Annotated in this window: 18 protein-coding genes; 2 read left to right on the top strand and 16 right to left on the bottom strand. The window is 37.2% G+C overall.

The genetic code is table 11. The annotated features are described in order from the left end of the window. Positions 1–41: 41 nt before the first annotated feature. From MKY88_RS00910 to MKY88_RS00875, 8 genes are all read right to left on the bottom strand, one after another. On the bottom strand, positions 42–3122 hold the full coding sequence (locus tag MKY88_RS00910; RefSeq protein WP_340812841.1) for an InlB B-repeat-containing protein: 3081 nt from the start codon (positions 3120–3122) through the stop codon (positions 42–44). A 5-nt stretch (positions 3123–3127) separates the two neighbouring features. After that, positions 3128–3670: a phage tail protein gene (locus MKY88_RS00905; protein ID WP_193833581.1), complete on the bottom strand. Its 543-nt coding sequence runs from the start codon at positions 3668–3670 to the stop codon at positions 3128–3130. A gap of 13 nt (positions 3671–3683) precedes the next feature. Beyond that, positions 3684–4184 carry a phage tail protein gene (locus MKY88_RS00900; protein ID WP_069479722.1) on the bottom strand — a complete coding sequence of 167 codons (501 nt, stop codon included), beginning with the start codon at positions 4182–4184 and terminating at the stop codon, positions 3684–3686. A 15-nt stretch (positions 4185–4199) separates the two neighbouring features. Continuing rightward, entirely contained in the window at positions 4200–4712 is a 513-nt protein-coding gene (locus MKY88_RS00895; protein ID WP_193833579.1) for a phage tail protein, read from the bottom strand. Between the two features lie 21 nt (positions 4713–4733). Next, positions 4734–5195, bottom strand: coding sequence for a GNAT family N-acetyltransferase (locus MKY88_RS00890; RefSeq protein ID WP_069479720.1), 462 nt, complete (start codon positions 5193–5195; stop codon positions 4734–4736). Positions 5196–5215: 20 nt separating this feature from the next. After that, on the bottom strand, positions 5216–5611 hold the full coding sequence (locus MKY88_RS00885; protein WP_340812840.1) for a hypothetical protein: 396 nt from the start codon (positions 5609–5611) through the stop codon (positions 5216–5218). 1 nt (position 5612) lies between these two features. After that, positions 5613–6752, bottom strand: coding sequence for a hypothetical protein (locus tag MKY88_RS00880; RefSeq protein WP_340812839.1), 1140 nt, complete (start codon positions 6750–6752; stop codon positions 5613–5615). Positions 6753–7032: 280 nt separating this feature from the next. After that, on the bottom strand, positions 7033–8079 hold the full coding sequence (locus MKY88_RS00875; protein WP_340812838.1) for a helix-turn-helix transcriptional regulator: 1047 nt from the start codon (positions 8077–8079) through the stop codon (positions 7033–7035). A gap of 96 nt (positions 8080–8175) precedes the next feature. Here MKY88_RS00875 and MKY88_RS00870 point away from each other — a divergent pair, with 96 nt between their 5' ends. Together MKY88_RS00870 and MKY88_RS00865 are read left to right on the top strand one after the other, a co-directional pair. Beyond that, positions 8176–8877, top strand: coding sequence for a class I SAM-dependent methyltransferase (locus MKY88_RS00870; protein ID WP_340812837.1), 702 nt, complete (start codon positions 8176–8178; stop codon positions 8875–8877). Further along, the gene (locus MKY88_RS00865; protein WP_340812836.1) at positions 8874–9944 is read left to right on the top strand and encodes a saccharopine dehydrogenase family protein; all 1071 of its coding nucleotides are present in this window, start codon (positions 8874–8876) and stop codon (positions 9942–9944) included. Before MKY88_RS00870 ends, MKY88_RS00865 begins: the two co-directional genes overlap by 4 nt. A gap of 75 nt (positions 9945–10019) precedes the next feature. Here MKY88_RS00865 and MKY88_RS00860 read toward each other — a convergent pair whose 3' ends face one another. The 8 genes from MKY88_RS00860 to MKY88_RS00825 form a co-directional block, all read right to left on the bottom strand. Further along, positions 10020–10742, bottom strand: coding sequence for an amino acid ABC transporter ATP-binding protein (locus MKY88_RS00860; RefSeq protein ID WP_069479714.1), 723 nt, complete (start codon positions 10740–10742; stop codon positions 10020–10022). Beyond that, positions 10735–11394 carry an amino acid ABC transporter permease gene (locus tag MKY88_RS00855; protein WP_031418079.1) on the bottom strand — a complete coding sequence of 220 codons (660 nt, stop codon included), beginning with the start codon at positions 11392–11394 and terminating at the stop codon, positions 10735–10737. The genes MKY88_RS00860 and MKY88_RS00855 overlap by 8 nt, the downstream gene beginning before the upstream one ends. A gap of 200 nt (positions 11395–11594) precedes the next feature. Then, the gene (locus tag MKY88_RS00850) at positions 11595–12392 is read right to left on the bottom strand and encodes a transporter substrate-binding domain-containing protein (protein WP_328204638.1); all 798 of its coding nucleotides are present in this window, start codon (positions 12390–12392) and stop codon (positions 11595–11597) included. Positions 12393–12705: 313 nt separating this feature from the next. Then, a complete protein-coding gene (locus MKY88_RS00845) occupies positions 12706–13065 on the bottom strand; it encodes a Na+/H+ antiporter subunit G (RefSeq protein WP_036122161.1) in 360 nt (119 codons plus the stop codon). Beyond that, complete coding sequence (locus MKY88_RS00840) at positions 13043–13327, bottom strand: Na(+)/H(+) antiporter subunit F1 (RefSeq protein WP_025116881.1); 285 nt, start codon at positions 13325–13327, stop codon at positions 13043–13045. Before MKY88_RS00840 ends, MKY88_RS00845 begins: the two co-directional genes overlap by 23 nt. Further along, positions 13327–13809: a Na+/H+ antiporter subunit E gene (locus tag MKY88_RS00835; RefSeq protein WP_069479713.1), complete on the bottom strand. Its 483-nt coding sequence runs from the start codon at positions 13807–13809 to the stop codon at positions 13327–13329. The genes MKY88_RS00840 and MKY88_RS00835 overlap by 1 nt, the downstream gene beginning before the upstream one ends. Further along, positions 13809–15314 (bottom strand): Na+/H+ antiporter subunit D, encoded by a 1506-nt coding sequence (locus MKY88_RS00830; protein ID WP_328204603.1) that lies wholly within the window; start codon positions 15312–15314, stop codon positions 13809–13811. The genes MKY88_RS00835 and MKY88_RS00830 overlap by 1 nt, the downstream gene beginning before the upstream one ends. Next, positions 15307–15645, bottom strand: coding sequence for a Na(+)/H(+) antiporter subunit C (locus MKY88_RS00825; protein ID WP_004233143.1), 339 nt, complete (start codon positions 15643–15645; stop codon positions 15307–15309). The genes MKY88_RS00830 and MKY88_RS00825 overlap by 8 nt, the downstream gene beginning before the upstream one ends. Between the last annotated feature and the right edge of the window lie 2 nt (positions 15646–15647).

Raw genomic sequence — 15647 nt, 5'->3', positions numbered from 1 at the left:
AGCTAAAGTACTTACAACATCTAGCATTTTTATCTAATTCGTTATTTACTATGGATATGCTTTACTGCCGCTTCCTGAATCTCGTTAAATGCCCAATGATCGCTTGGGACATCTTTAAATATTGGCTGTTGAAGTTCTGTCACTGCTTGACGCTCAAACAAGCGATTAAGTACCTTCACTGCTTGTGCACGTGTTAAATAAACCTCGGGGTCAAATGCGTCTGCCATTGTACCGGTCATAATCCCTCTTGCATTAACAGTATTAATGGCTTGAACAGCCCAATGATTATTACTAACATCTTTGAAAACTCTACCTTGTGAAGTCGGTTTACAAAAATCTGCGTTTGGATTGTTTGCGCAATGCTTTTCTATCCAACGAGCCGCTACTGCAGCCATTTGGGCACGTGTAATGAAGCCATTTGGATGAAAGCTTGTCTCCGTAACACCGTTAAATAAACCTGTATTTTTCACAAATTCAATTGCATCTTTGGCATCATGCTGAACAGTATCTGTAAATGTTGCCTTCGACGTAGGGATTGCATTACCAGTTAGTTGTCTAGCAAACATACTTGCCATTTGGGCGCGAGTTACAGAAGCATTCGGTCTGAATGTACCATCTGAATTGCCTTGAATATAAGGTATATGTGTCACATGGTTAGTTGTAGGTTCCTCCACTTTTCCCTTCTCTGGCAAATAGAGAATCGAGAAGGTAGAAAATTTCTGAACTTCAAATTGCAAACCTTGCATATCTTTTTGATAATCTACGACTTTCCCACGCAATAACTCTTTTGTGCCATCGCTATGCTCGATAAAAATAGCTAAATTATCAAGTTGTTCTTGAGTGATAGTTTTTGGTAATGGTAGTGTTAAAGTCACAGGACGATTTTGCATATTCGTTTCAATTGTCATTGGACGACCAATTAAATGCACTTTTTCACTTTTTATTGAATTCTTAATTATTTCTTCTTCTAATATTCTTTCTTCCACTCGATGTTGCTGTTCTGATGACTTAATAGGAACCAAGCGGAAGTATAAATCATCGTTAAAATTCGATAAATCTGGGATAGAAATCACCACATTCGCAGTAGCCATTTCTAACTTTATGTTTCCAGAACTTAATTGTATTAATGAAGATTTGGGAATCTCAATGACAACTTCACTAACTTTATCAGTTGTATCAGGAATAATAATACGAGCAAAATCATTACCCACTTGTTTCGCTTTTTCTATAGTTTCCTTAGCGATATTCTCTGACATAGAAACATGATCCTTTATAACTCCATCTGGCATCGTTGTACGAGTAATAGGTGTTTTAGATAAATTTACACCGTCTTCTCCTTCGACCTCTACAACAATACGTTCTGTGTTTGTTGTAGGAGTAAAGCTATCACTGTTACTACTATTATTGCTGGTAGGTGGTGATACATTACTGACCCACTTGGCATAAATAGTAATGTTTCTTGTAATAGAACTACTTTCGAAGTCAAATAGTTTTTCTAGTGTATTGCTTGTGTACCAACCTCCCAATGTGTAGCCTGCTTTCGTTGGCGCTGACGTTGGTTTACTTACTTTCCCTCCATGGGCTACAGATTGATTGGATACTGCACTTCCTTCGTCTGTATTAAAGCTCACGATATACGTCTGTGCATTCCACTTAGCATAAATTGTCATGTTTTCTGTGATGACACTAGTAAAATCATAGGTCTGTGTATAACCAGCGTCTTTATACCAGCCTCCAAATGTATAGCCTCCTTTTGTGGGCGCTGGCGTTGGTTCACTTGCCTTTTCTCCATGGGCTACGGATTGATTGGATACTGCACTTCCTCCGTCTGTATTAAAGCTCACGACATACGTCTGCGCATTCCACTTGGCATAAATTGTCGTGTTTTCTGTGATGACACTAGTAAAATCATAGGTCTGTGTATAACCAACGTCTTTATACCAGCCTTCAAATGTATAGCCTCCTTTTGTAGGAGCTGGGGTTGGTTCACTTGCCTTTTCTCCATGCGCTACGGATTGATTGGATACTGCACTTCCTCCGTCTGTATTAAAGCTCACGGTATACGCCTGTGCATTCCACTTGGCGTAAATTGTCGTAGCCTCAGTGATAACACTATTAAAATCATAGACCTGTGTACCGCCTATATCTTTATACCAGCCTCCAAATGTGTAGCCCGCTTTCGTCGGCTCTACCTCTGGTATTGTTGCCTTACCACCGTGCAGTACTGATTGGTTAGATACTGCACTTCCTCCGTCTGTATTAAAGCTCACGGTATACGCCTGTGCATTCCACTTGGCGTAAATTATCGTATTTCCTGTAATATTACTATTAAAATCATAGCTCTCTGTATGATCAGCGTCTTTATACCAGCCGCCAAATGTATAGCCAGCTTTTATTGGCTCTACCTCCGGCATCGTTGCCATTCCGCCATTAACAACAGATTGACTTGGCACTGCACTCCCACCATCTGTTTCAAAACTGACTGTATGTTTCACTTGAGGCGAGGTGTTAAAATCGACTAATGATATGTTGTTAAAAACAGCATAGTCATCTTTCATATTTGGTGAGGAAAGAATTAGTGTAATAATATTACTACTACCTATATCATTAATATTTTGTTCCGTAAGTAAATCACCGATAGGTAATAAAATAGGGGAATTAAAATTATTAAAACTATAAGTTGGTTTTGAAAAATCCTTCTCAATACCTACCTTCTTACTTGGCAAAGAAGTTAGAGGATATGTATTCCCGTCAGTAACTATCCAATCGTCCGAGCTGCCAATATTAATTGTTAAATTGGATATATCTCCACCACTATCCGAACCAGGAATAGGTGTAAGACTTAATTTTGCATTAGAATAATCATAGTTTGATGGTAAGTTAAATTTTACATAAGCAGTGTTTGTCTGATCACCTGAATCATAACCCCCAACTCCAGCAATTTCTTCTAAAATGTCAACACTATTTGGTATTCCTTGATAGACCGTTCCCGTCACAATCTTACTAGGGAAAATAGTTGTAACTGCTGCCCTCACAACTTGTAATTCTAAAAATGGTTGCACAATTATAAGCAACATTGCAACCAACATTAATGCCACATTTACCTGTTTATCATTTTTCATTTCCTTCACCCTTCATTCACTGGGTAGTATTCTCCATACAAACAAATAATATAATTCAACGCTACATAAGGCTGCATGTTATTGTGTGGCAAATTCCCTCCAGTTGTACCAATCGCTTGCTGATGCATATTTACTTTTGTATTTGCTGTAAACTCTTTATATAATTTTTTCGGATTTAGTCCACCTATAGCACTCCAAACAGCACCTTCAGGACTACTATCTCCACCAGTAGTTTTCGAGCTTCCTTGTAATACATGTTTATGGGCAGGAATCTGCTCATTACTTAATGTCACATTTTCTACCCCTACTTCTTTGGCAAATTCTCTTGTTGTGAGTCCTGTGCCAGTTCCGTAGTGCATGGGCGCTTTACCTCTTAAATCTGGTAACTTAAAATCTGTTTTGCCATCCCCACCAAATCTATTACCAATAATCGAATATAACACGGCATGCTGCTGAATAAGTAATGTACTGCCATCACAAAAAGCCCAATCTCTTGGTGCATAATTTCCAGCAAATATTCGAATCTCTCCTGTATAGGCATCTGCCATTTTTTGTCCCTCCTTAGCTTCTAGGTGGATAAATTCCATTTATTGCAATACAAAACGATACTACTAGATAAGGTTGCATATTATTATGCGCCTGACTTTGTCCTGTAACTGTCATCGCCGTTGAACTCATTTGAGTATTTATATTACTGGAAAACATAGGATTCCCATCGAATTTTCCCCACACATTATTCATTGGGGATGGTTTATTTGTTACGCCATCATCAGCATAAACTTCATGCGTGTGATTAGGCATTTCATTTATTGTCAATGTATGTGTTGCCTCACCGCCAATCGACGCATAGGCAATTTGATCACTTTTATGAAGTGGTACTCTTCCTTGCAAATCAGGTAGAGCAAAAGTTGTTTTACCATCTCCTCCGTAGCGGTTTCCTATTAAAGAATAAAGTGCTGTATGCTGTCTTATTAGTAATAGCCGGCCATCACACGGTAACCAATTTTGAGGTATTTTGTCGAAACTAAATAGCCGCACTTCTCCTAAGAATGGTTCTGCCAATATACTCTCCCCCTTTTAAGAAAAATCAGGGTAAAGACCCTGCGTTGCAATAATAAAATTAATGGCCAATGATGGCATCATATTCTCATGAGGTTGATTGCCACCCACAGACGACACTAAAGTGGTATTCATCTGCACAATATCACTAGCTAAATTTGTTTGATAATTCTTTAAATCAGCTTTTCCCCAGACATTATTAGCTGGTGAACTTTCTGTTGTATCCGTTTTTTCTTTATTTGCTGAAACCATATGAGTATGGGATGGTAAATTACCTTCTGTCAGTATTACTTTTTCCGTTCCACCATTACTCGCAATAGGATATTGCGGGCTTAGATGAATGGGGATTCTTCCACGTAAGTCTGGTAAAGCAAAATTTGTTACTCCATCCCCTCCATACTTATTTCCTATTAATGAATAAAGAGCCTGATACTGATTAATCAATAACAGTTGCCCATTACAAAGCGCCCAATCCATTGGAGCAAACTGACCACTAAACATACGAATCTCACCTAAATACGCCTCTGACATGCCAACACTCTCCTTTTCTTTTTATTTCCATAGCATTTTCATATAAATCTCATCTTCTTGAATAACTTGAAATCCTAGTTTTTCATAAAGGTCTCTTGCAGAATTAGTTTTAAGAACTTGTAATACAACTGCTTTGTGTTGTTCCTTCGCTTTTTTCTGAAGTTGAACAATAAGAAGTGTCCCAATACCTCTCCCTTGGTAATTTGGCAATAAAGCTATATCTATAAGATGATGGTATTCAGGTTGCTCTTCCGTGAGAAACCTGCCCACGTCCTCAGCATCTACGACAATTTTCCAATGACTCGCTCTTGGGAATTGCTGATTGTAGGAAGCTTGCTGTGCACGCCATTGCATATCTAAAAAAGGTGTCTTTTGTTCAGTCGACCATCCCCATGAATTTATTTCTTCATTTCTTGTAGAGGCGTAGATTTCATAGAGAAGTGCTTCATCTTCCTTTACTATAGATTTAAGCTCTATTTTCATGATGTTTGTTCCACTTTCTTCTAAGCATTCTTATTGGTCACAATGATAGATCTTACAAAATTATGTCCTTTTTCAGGCAAGTCTTCCCAGCTATCTACGTGCAATTGATGGTCAGCTAAGCATTCAGATCGATTCTTACTTTTTTGAGGTACGTCCAGGAAAAGCGAGATGGTGCCATAGGATTTTTCACCTAGCTGTGTCTTGTCACGCCACGAACAAGAGCATTCATAACCATTTGGACCAGTGGATGCTTTTATGCCCAATGCCTGCAATGTTGTATTTGGTGGGATACTAACCGGCTTCTTGTTCTCCTCATCTTGGGTGTTCCAGATTCCCCATTCCAACTGTGATTGAAACACTTCAAGCTCACGGTCTGTTGCATTTGTAATCATTAATGAAAATGTCCAAGTCGCCATTTTAGTAAGCTCCTCCTGTCGGTACTTTTTTCTTCGCGTTATCCATCACATCGTATACATGCGTACGGTGTAAGACTGCATAATCCCATTCCGATGCGCCAATGAGTGTTGTGATATTATGATTGTCTGTTCGGTAAAGAAGAATCATTTTACTAAAAATCCATGGCACAACGTCCATATCCTTATCCGAGGGAGCTTCAAAAACTCTTGTCTTTGTCTTTTTCTCTGTTTGATGTTGCTCTTTTGTAACAGCATTTAATATATTAAATTTCGCCTTTAATTCAGCCTGTAGTTCCTGTGCTACGCTCGCTTTCACTACTTTTTCATCAGATACAGATACCTTTTCAGTAAATTTAAAGGCAGTTTCAATAGTACAAACCTTTTCCTCCACTACTTTACTAGTAGTAGATAATCCATACTCATCTATTACTGTAATTTTTCCCTTTTTAGTAACAGTTTCAATTTTAGAAGCATCTCCTCTTAAGCAAGTTACCTCTACAGAAAAATACTGTTGTGCTTCTCGCTGCTTTAAATAAAGGCTATCAAACTCTAAATCATTGACCCCGTCCCATAATTTTTTAGAAATATCGAAGAGAGGCGTTCTGAATAATGGCATTTTTTCAAAATGAACACCACTCGGAATCGATTGGTTCAAATCAATTTCTCGAACATCTTCAATTTCGTTTAAAGTTTTTATTTTGGACCAGTCCGTAAATAAATTATTTCTTGTTTCTTTTTGTTTCAATTTATCCATTTTATTAGAGATCCGTATATTTCGAACAAAGTTATGACCATCGTGTGGAATGTCTTTCCACTCAGCTACTTCAAAATATCCATTTGCTAGACATCTAGCTTCATTTGGGTCATTATAGGGAACATTTACATAAAGGCTTACTACTCCATATGGTGCTTGTGTTGTATTATTTTTATCTTTCCAGGAGCAAGAAAACTCATAGCCATTTGGTCCAAAGGCTGATTTGGCTCCAACTGCTTGAATCGTTTCCCCTGCCTTAATCGATTGAGGTTTTTTATCCTCTTCACCATTTGTATTCCAATAACCCCAATGTAACTGCGATTCTACTAACTCTAAATCTCGATCTGTGTTATTTGTGACATTTAAATAAAAAGTCCACGTCATCATTTTTCCCTCCTTTTTATCTGAATTTTCTGAATAATAAAAGCGGATGTATTTTATTTTCTATCTCTTACTACCTAAAATCGGTGTCGAGCATTGTATTTTTCTTAGGACTCTCTTACTGTTTTTTATTATATTACAACTTCCCTATTTTCTTCTACGGAATAATTCCATTTTTTAGGTTAATTTTTCTTAACCTTTCGACCTATTATTTTGTCAAAGAACCAAAAAAATCTGCTCATGCTCCATGAATGAACATAAACAGATTGAAGTAAGGCTTATTTATTCAATTAAAACGCGTAAAGAGTTTCCATACTAATTCATTTCGATCTCCAACATCTACCTTTTGAAAAATTAGCTTTAAATAATCTTGAACGGTATAACTAGAAATCCTAAGGTTTTGTGCAATAATTTTTGTTGGCATCCCCTTCATTACTTCTACTACTACTTCCTTTTCTCTAGGTGTAAGATGATAGGCTTTCAGTAAATAGGTTAACATTTCTTTAGGTGATGCTTCATTTAATAGTATGGCTATTTGCTGCTGTGAATCTGCTGTCATGAGAACTGATGCTTGGACTGTTACATAACCCGTGTTATTAATCGGCACTAATAACGAAGTTTGGCTGTTCAATTTGTTAGCCTGTAGCTTTGCACAAAACGACTGAATTGGTTTAGGTATTTGCCAATCAAGCAAGCCTTCATTGTTTCTTAAAAGTGTTAACAATTGAGCAGCCATTGTGTTGGTGGAAATAATACGATACTCTTTATCCAAAATCATAATTCCACTCTGTTCCTCTTCGATGAAGAGCCGCTCTTCTATAATCGTATGGTAAAACCCCATTAATGCCTCAGCCATAACAGGCATGAGTATTTTCACTTGATTTACCTCAGCATCTTGGAAATAGCGCTGTCCGTTTTCTATCGTTTTAAATAGTGTTAAAAAACCATAGCATTGCCCCTGAAATATCAATGCAGCTCGAATTTCATCACTGAATCCATTAGGTTTTAGCACCTCTCGATAACGTTTACTCTGACTACTCACATCACTAAGTTTACCGATGTATTGGCCACTCTCCACGAGATATACATAGCTATTTATATCATCTGAGCCATATTCCAAAGACATTATTTGCTGATGAATATCCTCTATTGATTGCTCTGTAACAGCTCCTATAGAAAAAAGGGTTTGGGTATCTGTCATGGTACAACAATATGCATCAAAACTAATAAAATTTCGCAATTCTTCTATCATCTTTTGTCGGTATTGAACTGAAGTCTGGCTATTTCTTAAGTGGATTTCTGACCTTCTTTTCCAGTAATGAATATCTTGCACGAAATTCCTCCCCCAGAATTATGGGATAGCACATTTTCCATAAGTATTTATAATTGAGAATAATTCTTAATTAAATTGTACAACAAGGAGGTAAAAATGAAAAATCCACAACATGACTGGCATAATTTCAATTCTAACTACCAATATACTATTCGACAAAAAATTATTGGTTACGACCTTATCTATGACATGATGACCGATATTCTTCAAAGTTACCCGACTATTGATAACATGCTTATAGTTGGAGCTGGTGGCGGTCAGGAACTCTCTTCTCTAGGGGAAGCTTTCCCCTTCTCTCACTTTACAGCCGTTGATACTTCTAAAATTATGCTACAGGCTGCCCATAAACATATAGAGAAATTGGAACACCCTCTTCATATTGAGTGGTATGAGGAAGATTTACTTTCGGTAGTGTTTGACCATCAGTTTGAAGTGGCTTCCTGTCACTTAGTTTTACATTTTATTGAGGAACTTGAACAAAAGAAAGCTCTACTACAAAAAATGGCGGATAGCTTACAGGATAGCGGAATTTTATTTATATCATCCATTAATGCAGACATGTCAGCTGTATCATTCCAACACCAACTCAAGTATTGGCGAAGCTCTATGCTGCAAAATAATTTGTCTGAAGAACACTGGCTTCGCTTTGAGCAATCCTTTGGCTCTTCTACCCATCCAATTACACTTGAATTGCTAACTGACCTCCTACAAAAAGTCGGATTTTCAAAGGTTACTCCATATTTTAAATCACATATGGTTGAAGCCTTATTAGCCATTAAAGAAGAAGTAAAAAAATGACAAGAGACAATATATTAATTGTTGGTGGCTATGGTGAAGTTGGACGTAAAATTGCAAAAATACTACTCTCTAGCTACCCAAATAATGTATGTATCGCCGGAAGGCATTTAGAAAAAGCCAGACAGTTTTGTGCACAGCTCAATGGTCTTGCGACACCTTTACAAATGGATGTATCTAATACTGTACATCCACAGCAATTAGCCAATGTAGCCTTGGTCATTATGTGTTTGGAACAACAAGATACTGCATTTGCAGAAACCTGCTTGAAAGAAGGGATTAAGTATATTGATATTACAGCTAGCCATACCTTCCTCAAACAATTAAAAAATCTTCATACGACAGCTATAGAGTATCGTTCAACTGCCATATTCAGTGTCGGTATGGCTCCGGGATTAACTAATATAATGGCCATGCATGCGACCAAGCCTTTAACCACTATCGAGAAACTCCATATTTCTATTTTACTTGGAGCAGGAGATACCCATGGCACTGCAGCTATTCTCTGGATTTTGCAACAATTAAATATTCCGTATTACCATTACGAAAATCAGATTATTACTAACTTCACTAGTAAGAGATCTGTGCAATTTAGAGGTATTGGAAAACGTAGCGTGTACCAATTCAACTTTTCAGATCAGCACACATTAGCTCATTATTTTCCTAGTGTGCCCATCGTGACGAGATTAGGCTTTGATGTCGAATCACTTAATTGGTTTGTCGCCTTCTTACAAAAAAGTCGTATTTCCTATTTATTGAAATTTAAAGGAATACAATCCATGCTTGCCTCCCTCGTTCAAAAAATAAAAATGGGTACAGATGTGTGCTCCATACAAATTGAAGCCATTGGTAAGATACAACATAAAGAAGCGACTGTGACACTAGACTTTAAAGATCGTGATGAATCACTTGTGACAGCAAAAGTTGCAGCGGCAATTGCTAGAGAACTCTTAGATAACAAATATCCAGCAGGGACTTATCATATTGAGGAATTATTTACATTCGAAACATTACAAAATCAATTTGATGCATCTTCTTTCTCTCAATTCATTACATCACAAAAGGCATAACCTTATATTTTTGCGTTCTGAATAAAAAAACGCAGTAAGTTCCCTTCTCAGAGAGAAATTACTGCGTTTGATTATTTATAAAACCTTTTCTAAGAAATCCTTTGCTCGCTGTGTTGAAGGTGCTGTAAAAAACTGCTCGGGAGGGGCATCCTCAATAAGCTTACCACCATCTAAGAAGAGTATACGGTCAGCAACTTCACGTGCAAAGCCCATCTCATGTGTAACAATTAACATTGTCATGCCACTATCTGCTAGGTTTTTCATAACAGCCAATACTTCTTTAACCATTTCTGGATCAAGTGCTGACGTTGGTTCATCAAATAATATGACCTTTGGATCCATTGCTAGTGCTCGGGCAATGGCAACACGTTGTTTTTGTCCACCAGATAAACGGTTTGGATACTCTTGGCGCTTTTCAAAGAGACCTACTTTCTTAAGTAACTCTTCTGCACTTTTTATCGCAACCGCCTTATCCATTCCTTTTACATTAATTGGAGCGTACGTTAAATTTTCTAACACTGTTTTATGTGGGAAAAGGTGGAAATGCTGAAATACCATCCCTACTTCTTCCCGTATTTTCATAATATTTGTCCCTTTATCTGTAAGAACATCCCCAGCAATTGTTACCTTTCCACTCGTAGGGATTTCTAATAAGTTAAGGCAACGAAGGAATGTTGATTTGCCAGATCCTGAAGGTCCGATAATAGCAATTACTTCTTTTTCTTTAACTTCGGTTGAAATACCTTTTAGTACTTCATTCTGTCCATATGATTTGTGTAAATCTTCAATTTTAATCACTTTTTCTCATTCCTTTCTCGATTCGTTTACCAAGGAACGTTAAAACAAGTGTCATGAGGTAATAGATAATACCGGCAAATAGTAAAGGTTCAAGATATCGATAGGTCGAACCGCCTACGATATAAGCACGACGCATTATATCAAGGGCACTAATTACTGTGACAACTGCTGTTTCTTTATTTAGTGTAATAAATTCATTAACTAGAGAGGGCAAAATATTTTTTACTGCCTGCGGAATAATAATATCCTTCATCATCTTTGCATAAGGAATGCCAAGAGCTTGTGCTGCCTCCATTTGCCCTTTATCCACAGCATTAATACCTGCACGAATAATTTCTGAAATATAAGCACCCGAATTTAATCCAAATGCAATAATGGCCGTTGGAATAGGCTCGATTTGAATATCTAATAATTGTGGTACCGCATAATAAATAATTAATAATTGTAATACTAGTGGTGTACCACGGAAAATCGACGTATAAAAATCAGCAAACCAGCGTAAAACTTTTACCTTTCCAATTTTACATAAGGCTAGTAATATACCGACGATAAAACCAATGATGGATGCACCTATTGCAATTTGAAGTGTAACACCTATCCCTTTTAAAATATAAGGAATAGAGGGAACGATAGCTGTAAAATCCAAATTCACAGCGCTCCCTCCTTTCTTTTTCATCTTGATTCAGCTGTACCGAAAACGAAACAACAAATACAGAAGCTTGATGTCACAGATATTGGAGTGGGGGTTTTCTAGCACACTCGAAAAAATCTAGACGTAATCATGCCGAAGCGTATTAGTTTGAACTGAAAAGCATAAGCGATAGCTCAAATAAGAGCTATCGCATGCATGTATTATTCAACTTTTTCTAACCATTTTTCTTCTAGCTCTTGAATTTTACCTTCTTCAGCTAGTTCTTTTAATGCCTTGTTTATTTTTTCTTTTAGATCACTGCCTTTTGGCACAGCAATCGCTTTGAAATCCTCGGGCTGTTCTTCTACAGGGAAGGCTGCTAATTGATCATTTGTTTTTAAATAACCTTTCGCAACGCCACCCTCTAAAATACCTGCGTCCAAGCGCTTAGACATCATATCTTGAATAATTTCAGGAATTCGTGTACGTCCTTCAACTGAAACATCCACTTTTTTAGCAATTTTATTACCTAAATTTTCTTGAATAGAGGCTGTTTGCACACCGACTTTTTTACCAGCTAAATCAGCTTCCTTTTTAATACCGCTATCCTTTTTAACAATGATTACTTGCTCTGTTTCATTGTATTGATCAGAAAAATCTACTACCTTTTCACGATCAGGGTTTGGTGTCATACCAGAAATTACTACATCAATTTTCCCTGCTTGTAACGCTGGTACAAGACTGTTGAAGTCCATATCTTGCACTTGCATATCTACATCTATTTTTTCCCCAACCAATTTAATTAAATCAATATCAAATCCAATAATTTCTTCACCTTTTGCAGCGTCAACATATTCAAATGGCGCATAGTCTGCTGAAGTACCAACTTTTAATACTTGTTTGTCTGTACTACCATCAGTATTTGAGCCAGAATTATCTGCATTATCCTCTTTAGCGCCACAAGCTGATAGTACGCCAATAGCTAGGACAAGAATTATCATGAATAACTTATTTTTCATCATTAAGCATCTCCTTTTATTTATAATGTATTGTGTATGAGAATACATTTCTCGAAAGTAGTCGATTGGATATTTATTCATGTTTGAGAATAAAAAAACTATCTGCTAATTAAGATATACTCTTTTGAAATAATAATCAAGATAAACTAGAAAATTTTTAGCGAAATATTATATACGAAATTTTCAGATAAGTAAATTTATTATTTTCGAGTTCGCTTTCCTTACTATTTTCCGAAAGCTTAATAATTATCCCTTCATTCTTTATCAAAATTTCTGTGGAAATAAAAAAGACCCCCATTTGGAGGTCTCTTGCTTATTTGTCTTCCGTAAATAATTTATCTTTTAATTCGTCCTCACCAGAGCCTTCCGCTAATGGAACATGAGAACGATATGCAGCACGACATATTAAATGTCCGGCAACTGGAGCTGTAACAAAGACGAATAGAATACCTAAAATTAATCGGACACTGACATAACCATCGTGCACCCAAAAGTATATAAATGCACCTAATAAGCAAGTTAACACGGATAATGTGGAGCTTTTCGTAGCAGCATGTGATCGCGTATAGACATCTGGTAAACGAATCATGCCAAATGCGCTAATAACACTCACAATCGAACCGATCAAAATGAGGATGACTGCCGCCCATTCAATCATTTGATTTACGTTCAACAATCACACCTCTTTCAATATATTTTGTAAAGGCAATGGTCCCAATAAACGCTAAAATACCTAGTATAAGAATGGCTTCTAAGTAAGCCTTTGTTTTTAATATGATCGAAACAATCGCAATAGCGGATAAAAGATTTACACCAATTGTATCGAGAGCGATGGCTCGGTCAGGCATAGATGGGCCTCGGATAACCCGATACAACGACAGCGCGATGGAAATACTAAAGAAGGCGAGAGCCAGAAGTAAAATATTCTCTATCATTAACGCGTCACCTCCATTATTGCTTGTTCAAACTTTCCAATAGAGCGAATGACAGCATCCTTAGACTGCTCAATGTCCATCGCATGAATATAAAAGACATCGCCCTCTTCAGAAACTTCCATGACGACAGAGCCAGGTGTTAAAGTTAGCAATAATGCTAGCGCCGTAATTTCCCAATCACCCTCGAGTACGGTTTTATAAGTAAAAATACCTGGCGTAATGTTTAGCTTTGGTGTAGTAATTTGTTTTAATACGCTATAGCTTGATAAAAATAGCTCCCAATTAAATAGCCATAATAGCTTGATAATCGAAAAGACTCGGCGCAAGTAAAATTGGGTCCCATAAAAGCGGTGCATCGCATATAATATACCCATTCCTACGATAAACCCCATTAAAAACGTTGAAAATTGTGGAGTCACTTCATCTTGCAAGAGTAACCAAAGTGCTGCGATAAATAAGTTTAAAATAAACTGCATCGCCATTATTTATTCACCTCACCTTGCCATTGTTCACCATCTAGAACAGCGTCTATATAGATAGATGGTGTATATAACGTTTCTGCTGCATCGGTTACAAAGGGTGCCAATTTCTCAGCCCCTATTCCTAAACTAATTGTACAAGCAGCCAGTAAAGTTAACGGCAGTATTACACGTTTGGGTAAAGGCTTTTCATCCTCTAAACTAATAATGGTTTCGCCAAAAAAGGAGGAGAGAAATATCCGCAGTAATGAATACAAAACAATTAAACTAGAGAAAAATCCTAGACCTAATAGAACAAAATTACCGCCCTCTATCGCACCTTGTCCAATTAAAACCTTCCCTAAAAAGCCACTCAATGGCGGGATACCAGCTAATGAACACATGGCCACAAAGAATAGCCATCCAAAGAACGGATAGTTCCGAATAAGCCCACTCATTTTATCTATGACCGTTTCCCCAGTTACATAAATCATCATACCGACAGCTACAAATAACATAGCCTTTGCCACCATATCATGCATTAAATAATAGACAACGCCCTGTAAAGCAGACTCTGTACCAATCGCTAGACCAGCTACTATAAACCCAACACCAATTAATACATTATAAGAAGCAATAGTTCTAACATCACGCCCTGAAAGAGCACCGATACAGCCTGCTATAATTGTAATACCTGCCATAATGCCAAGTGCCATATGTGTGACTTCAGTATTATTTGGGAAAAGCAATGTAAATGTTCTTACAAGTGCATAAATCCCAACCTTTGTTAATAATGCTGCGAATAAAGCGGCAATGGCAGTGGGAGGTACACTATAAGAGCCAGGGAGCCAGAAGAATAATAACAATCCGGCCTTTAAGCTAAAGACAATTAAGAAAATGAGTGCCACTGTTGTAATAAGTGGATTTGCTCCCGCTTCCATCACACGCACAGAAATATGGGCCATATTTAATGTACCGACTGTTCCATAGAGAAAGGCCAATGCCACTAAGAAAATCCAAGATGCAACAATATTAATAAGCACATATTTTAATGCTTCACGCAGCTGAATCTTTTTTCCACCTAGGCTAATAAGTGCATATGAAGCCAGCAACATCACTTCAAAGCATACAAATAAGTTAAAGATATCTCCTGTCAAAAATGAACCGTTAACACCAGCTATCATTAGTAAGGTAAACGGATAAAAATACATCTTTTCATACCTTAACTCCATTGTAAAAATTGCATATAGCATACAAATAACTGCTACAAGATTTGCTATTAACACGAGCAGCGTAGCGAAGGAATCTGCCACAAATGAGATACCAAAAGGCGGTGCCCAACCACTAAAGTCAATGCGCAGTATCCCTTGTTCTTGAATTTCTACTAATAAAATCACGCTAATAATAACGATAAAGCTTAATGTCAATAAACTAATAATCCGTTGTAAAAAGACATGCTCTTTTAAAAACACCAGTAAAATAGCTGTAATTACTGGTACTATTAATGGTAAAACAATCATATTACTCATCCGGCGTACCCCTCAATTCATCAAAATTCCCTGAACCATTTGTTTTGTACGCTCGATAACCTAAAACGAGAACAAACGCAGTCACAGCAAAACTAATAACGATAGCTGTTAGAATTAGGGCTTGCGGCAATGCATCTGTATAAGGACCCTCTGATTCACCTAATAATGGTACATCCCCTTTTTTAAGACCTCCCATTGTTAGAATCAGCAAGTGGGCAGCATGTGATAAAACAGCAGTGCCTAAAATAACACGTAATAACTGTTTAGAGAGGATTAAGTACGTCGCAACAGCTACTAATATACCTACTAAAACAAGTATTAAAGATTCCATCG

Origin of the sequence: Lysinibacillus sp. FSL R7-0073 (assembly GCF_038009065.1) — a bacterium.
GTDB lineage: Bacteria > Bacillota > Bacilli > Bacillales_A > Planococcaceae > Lysinibacillus > Lysinibacillus fusiformis.
This window is presented reverse-complemented; position numbering and strand designations above follow the sequence as displayed.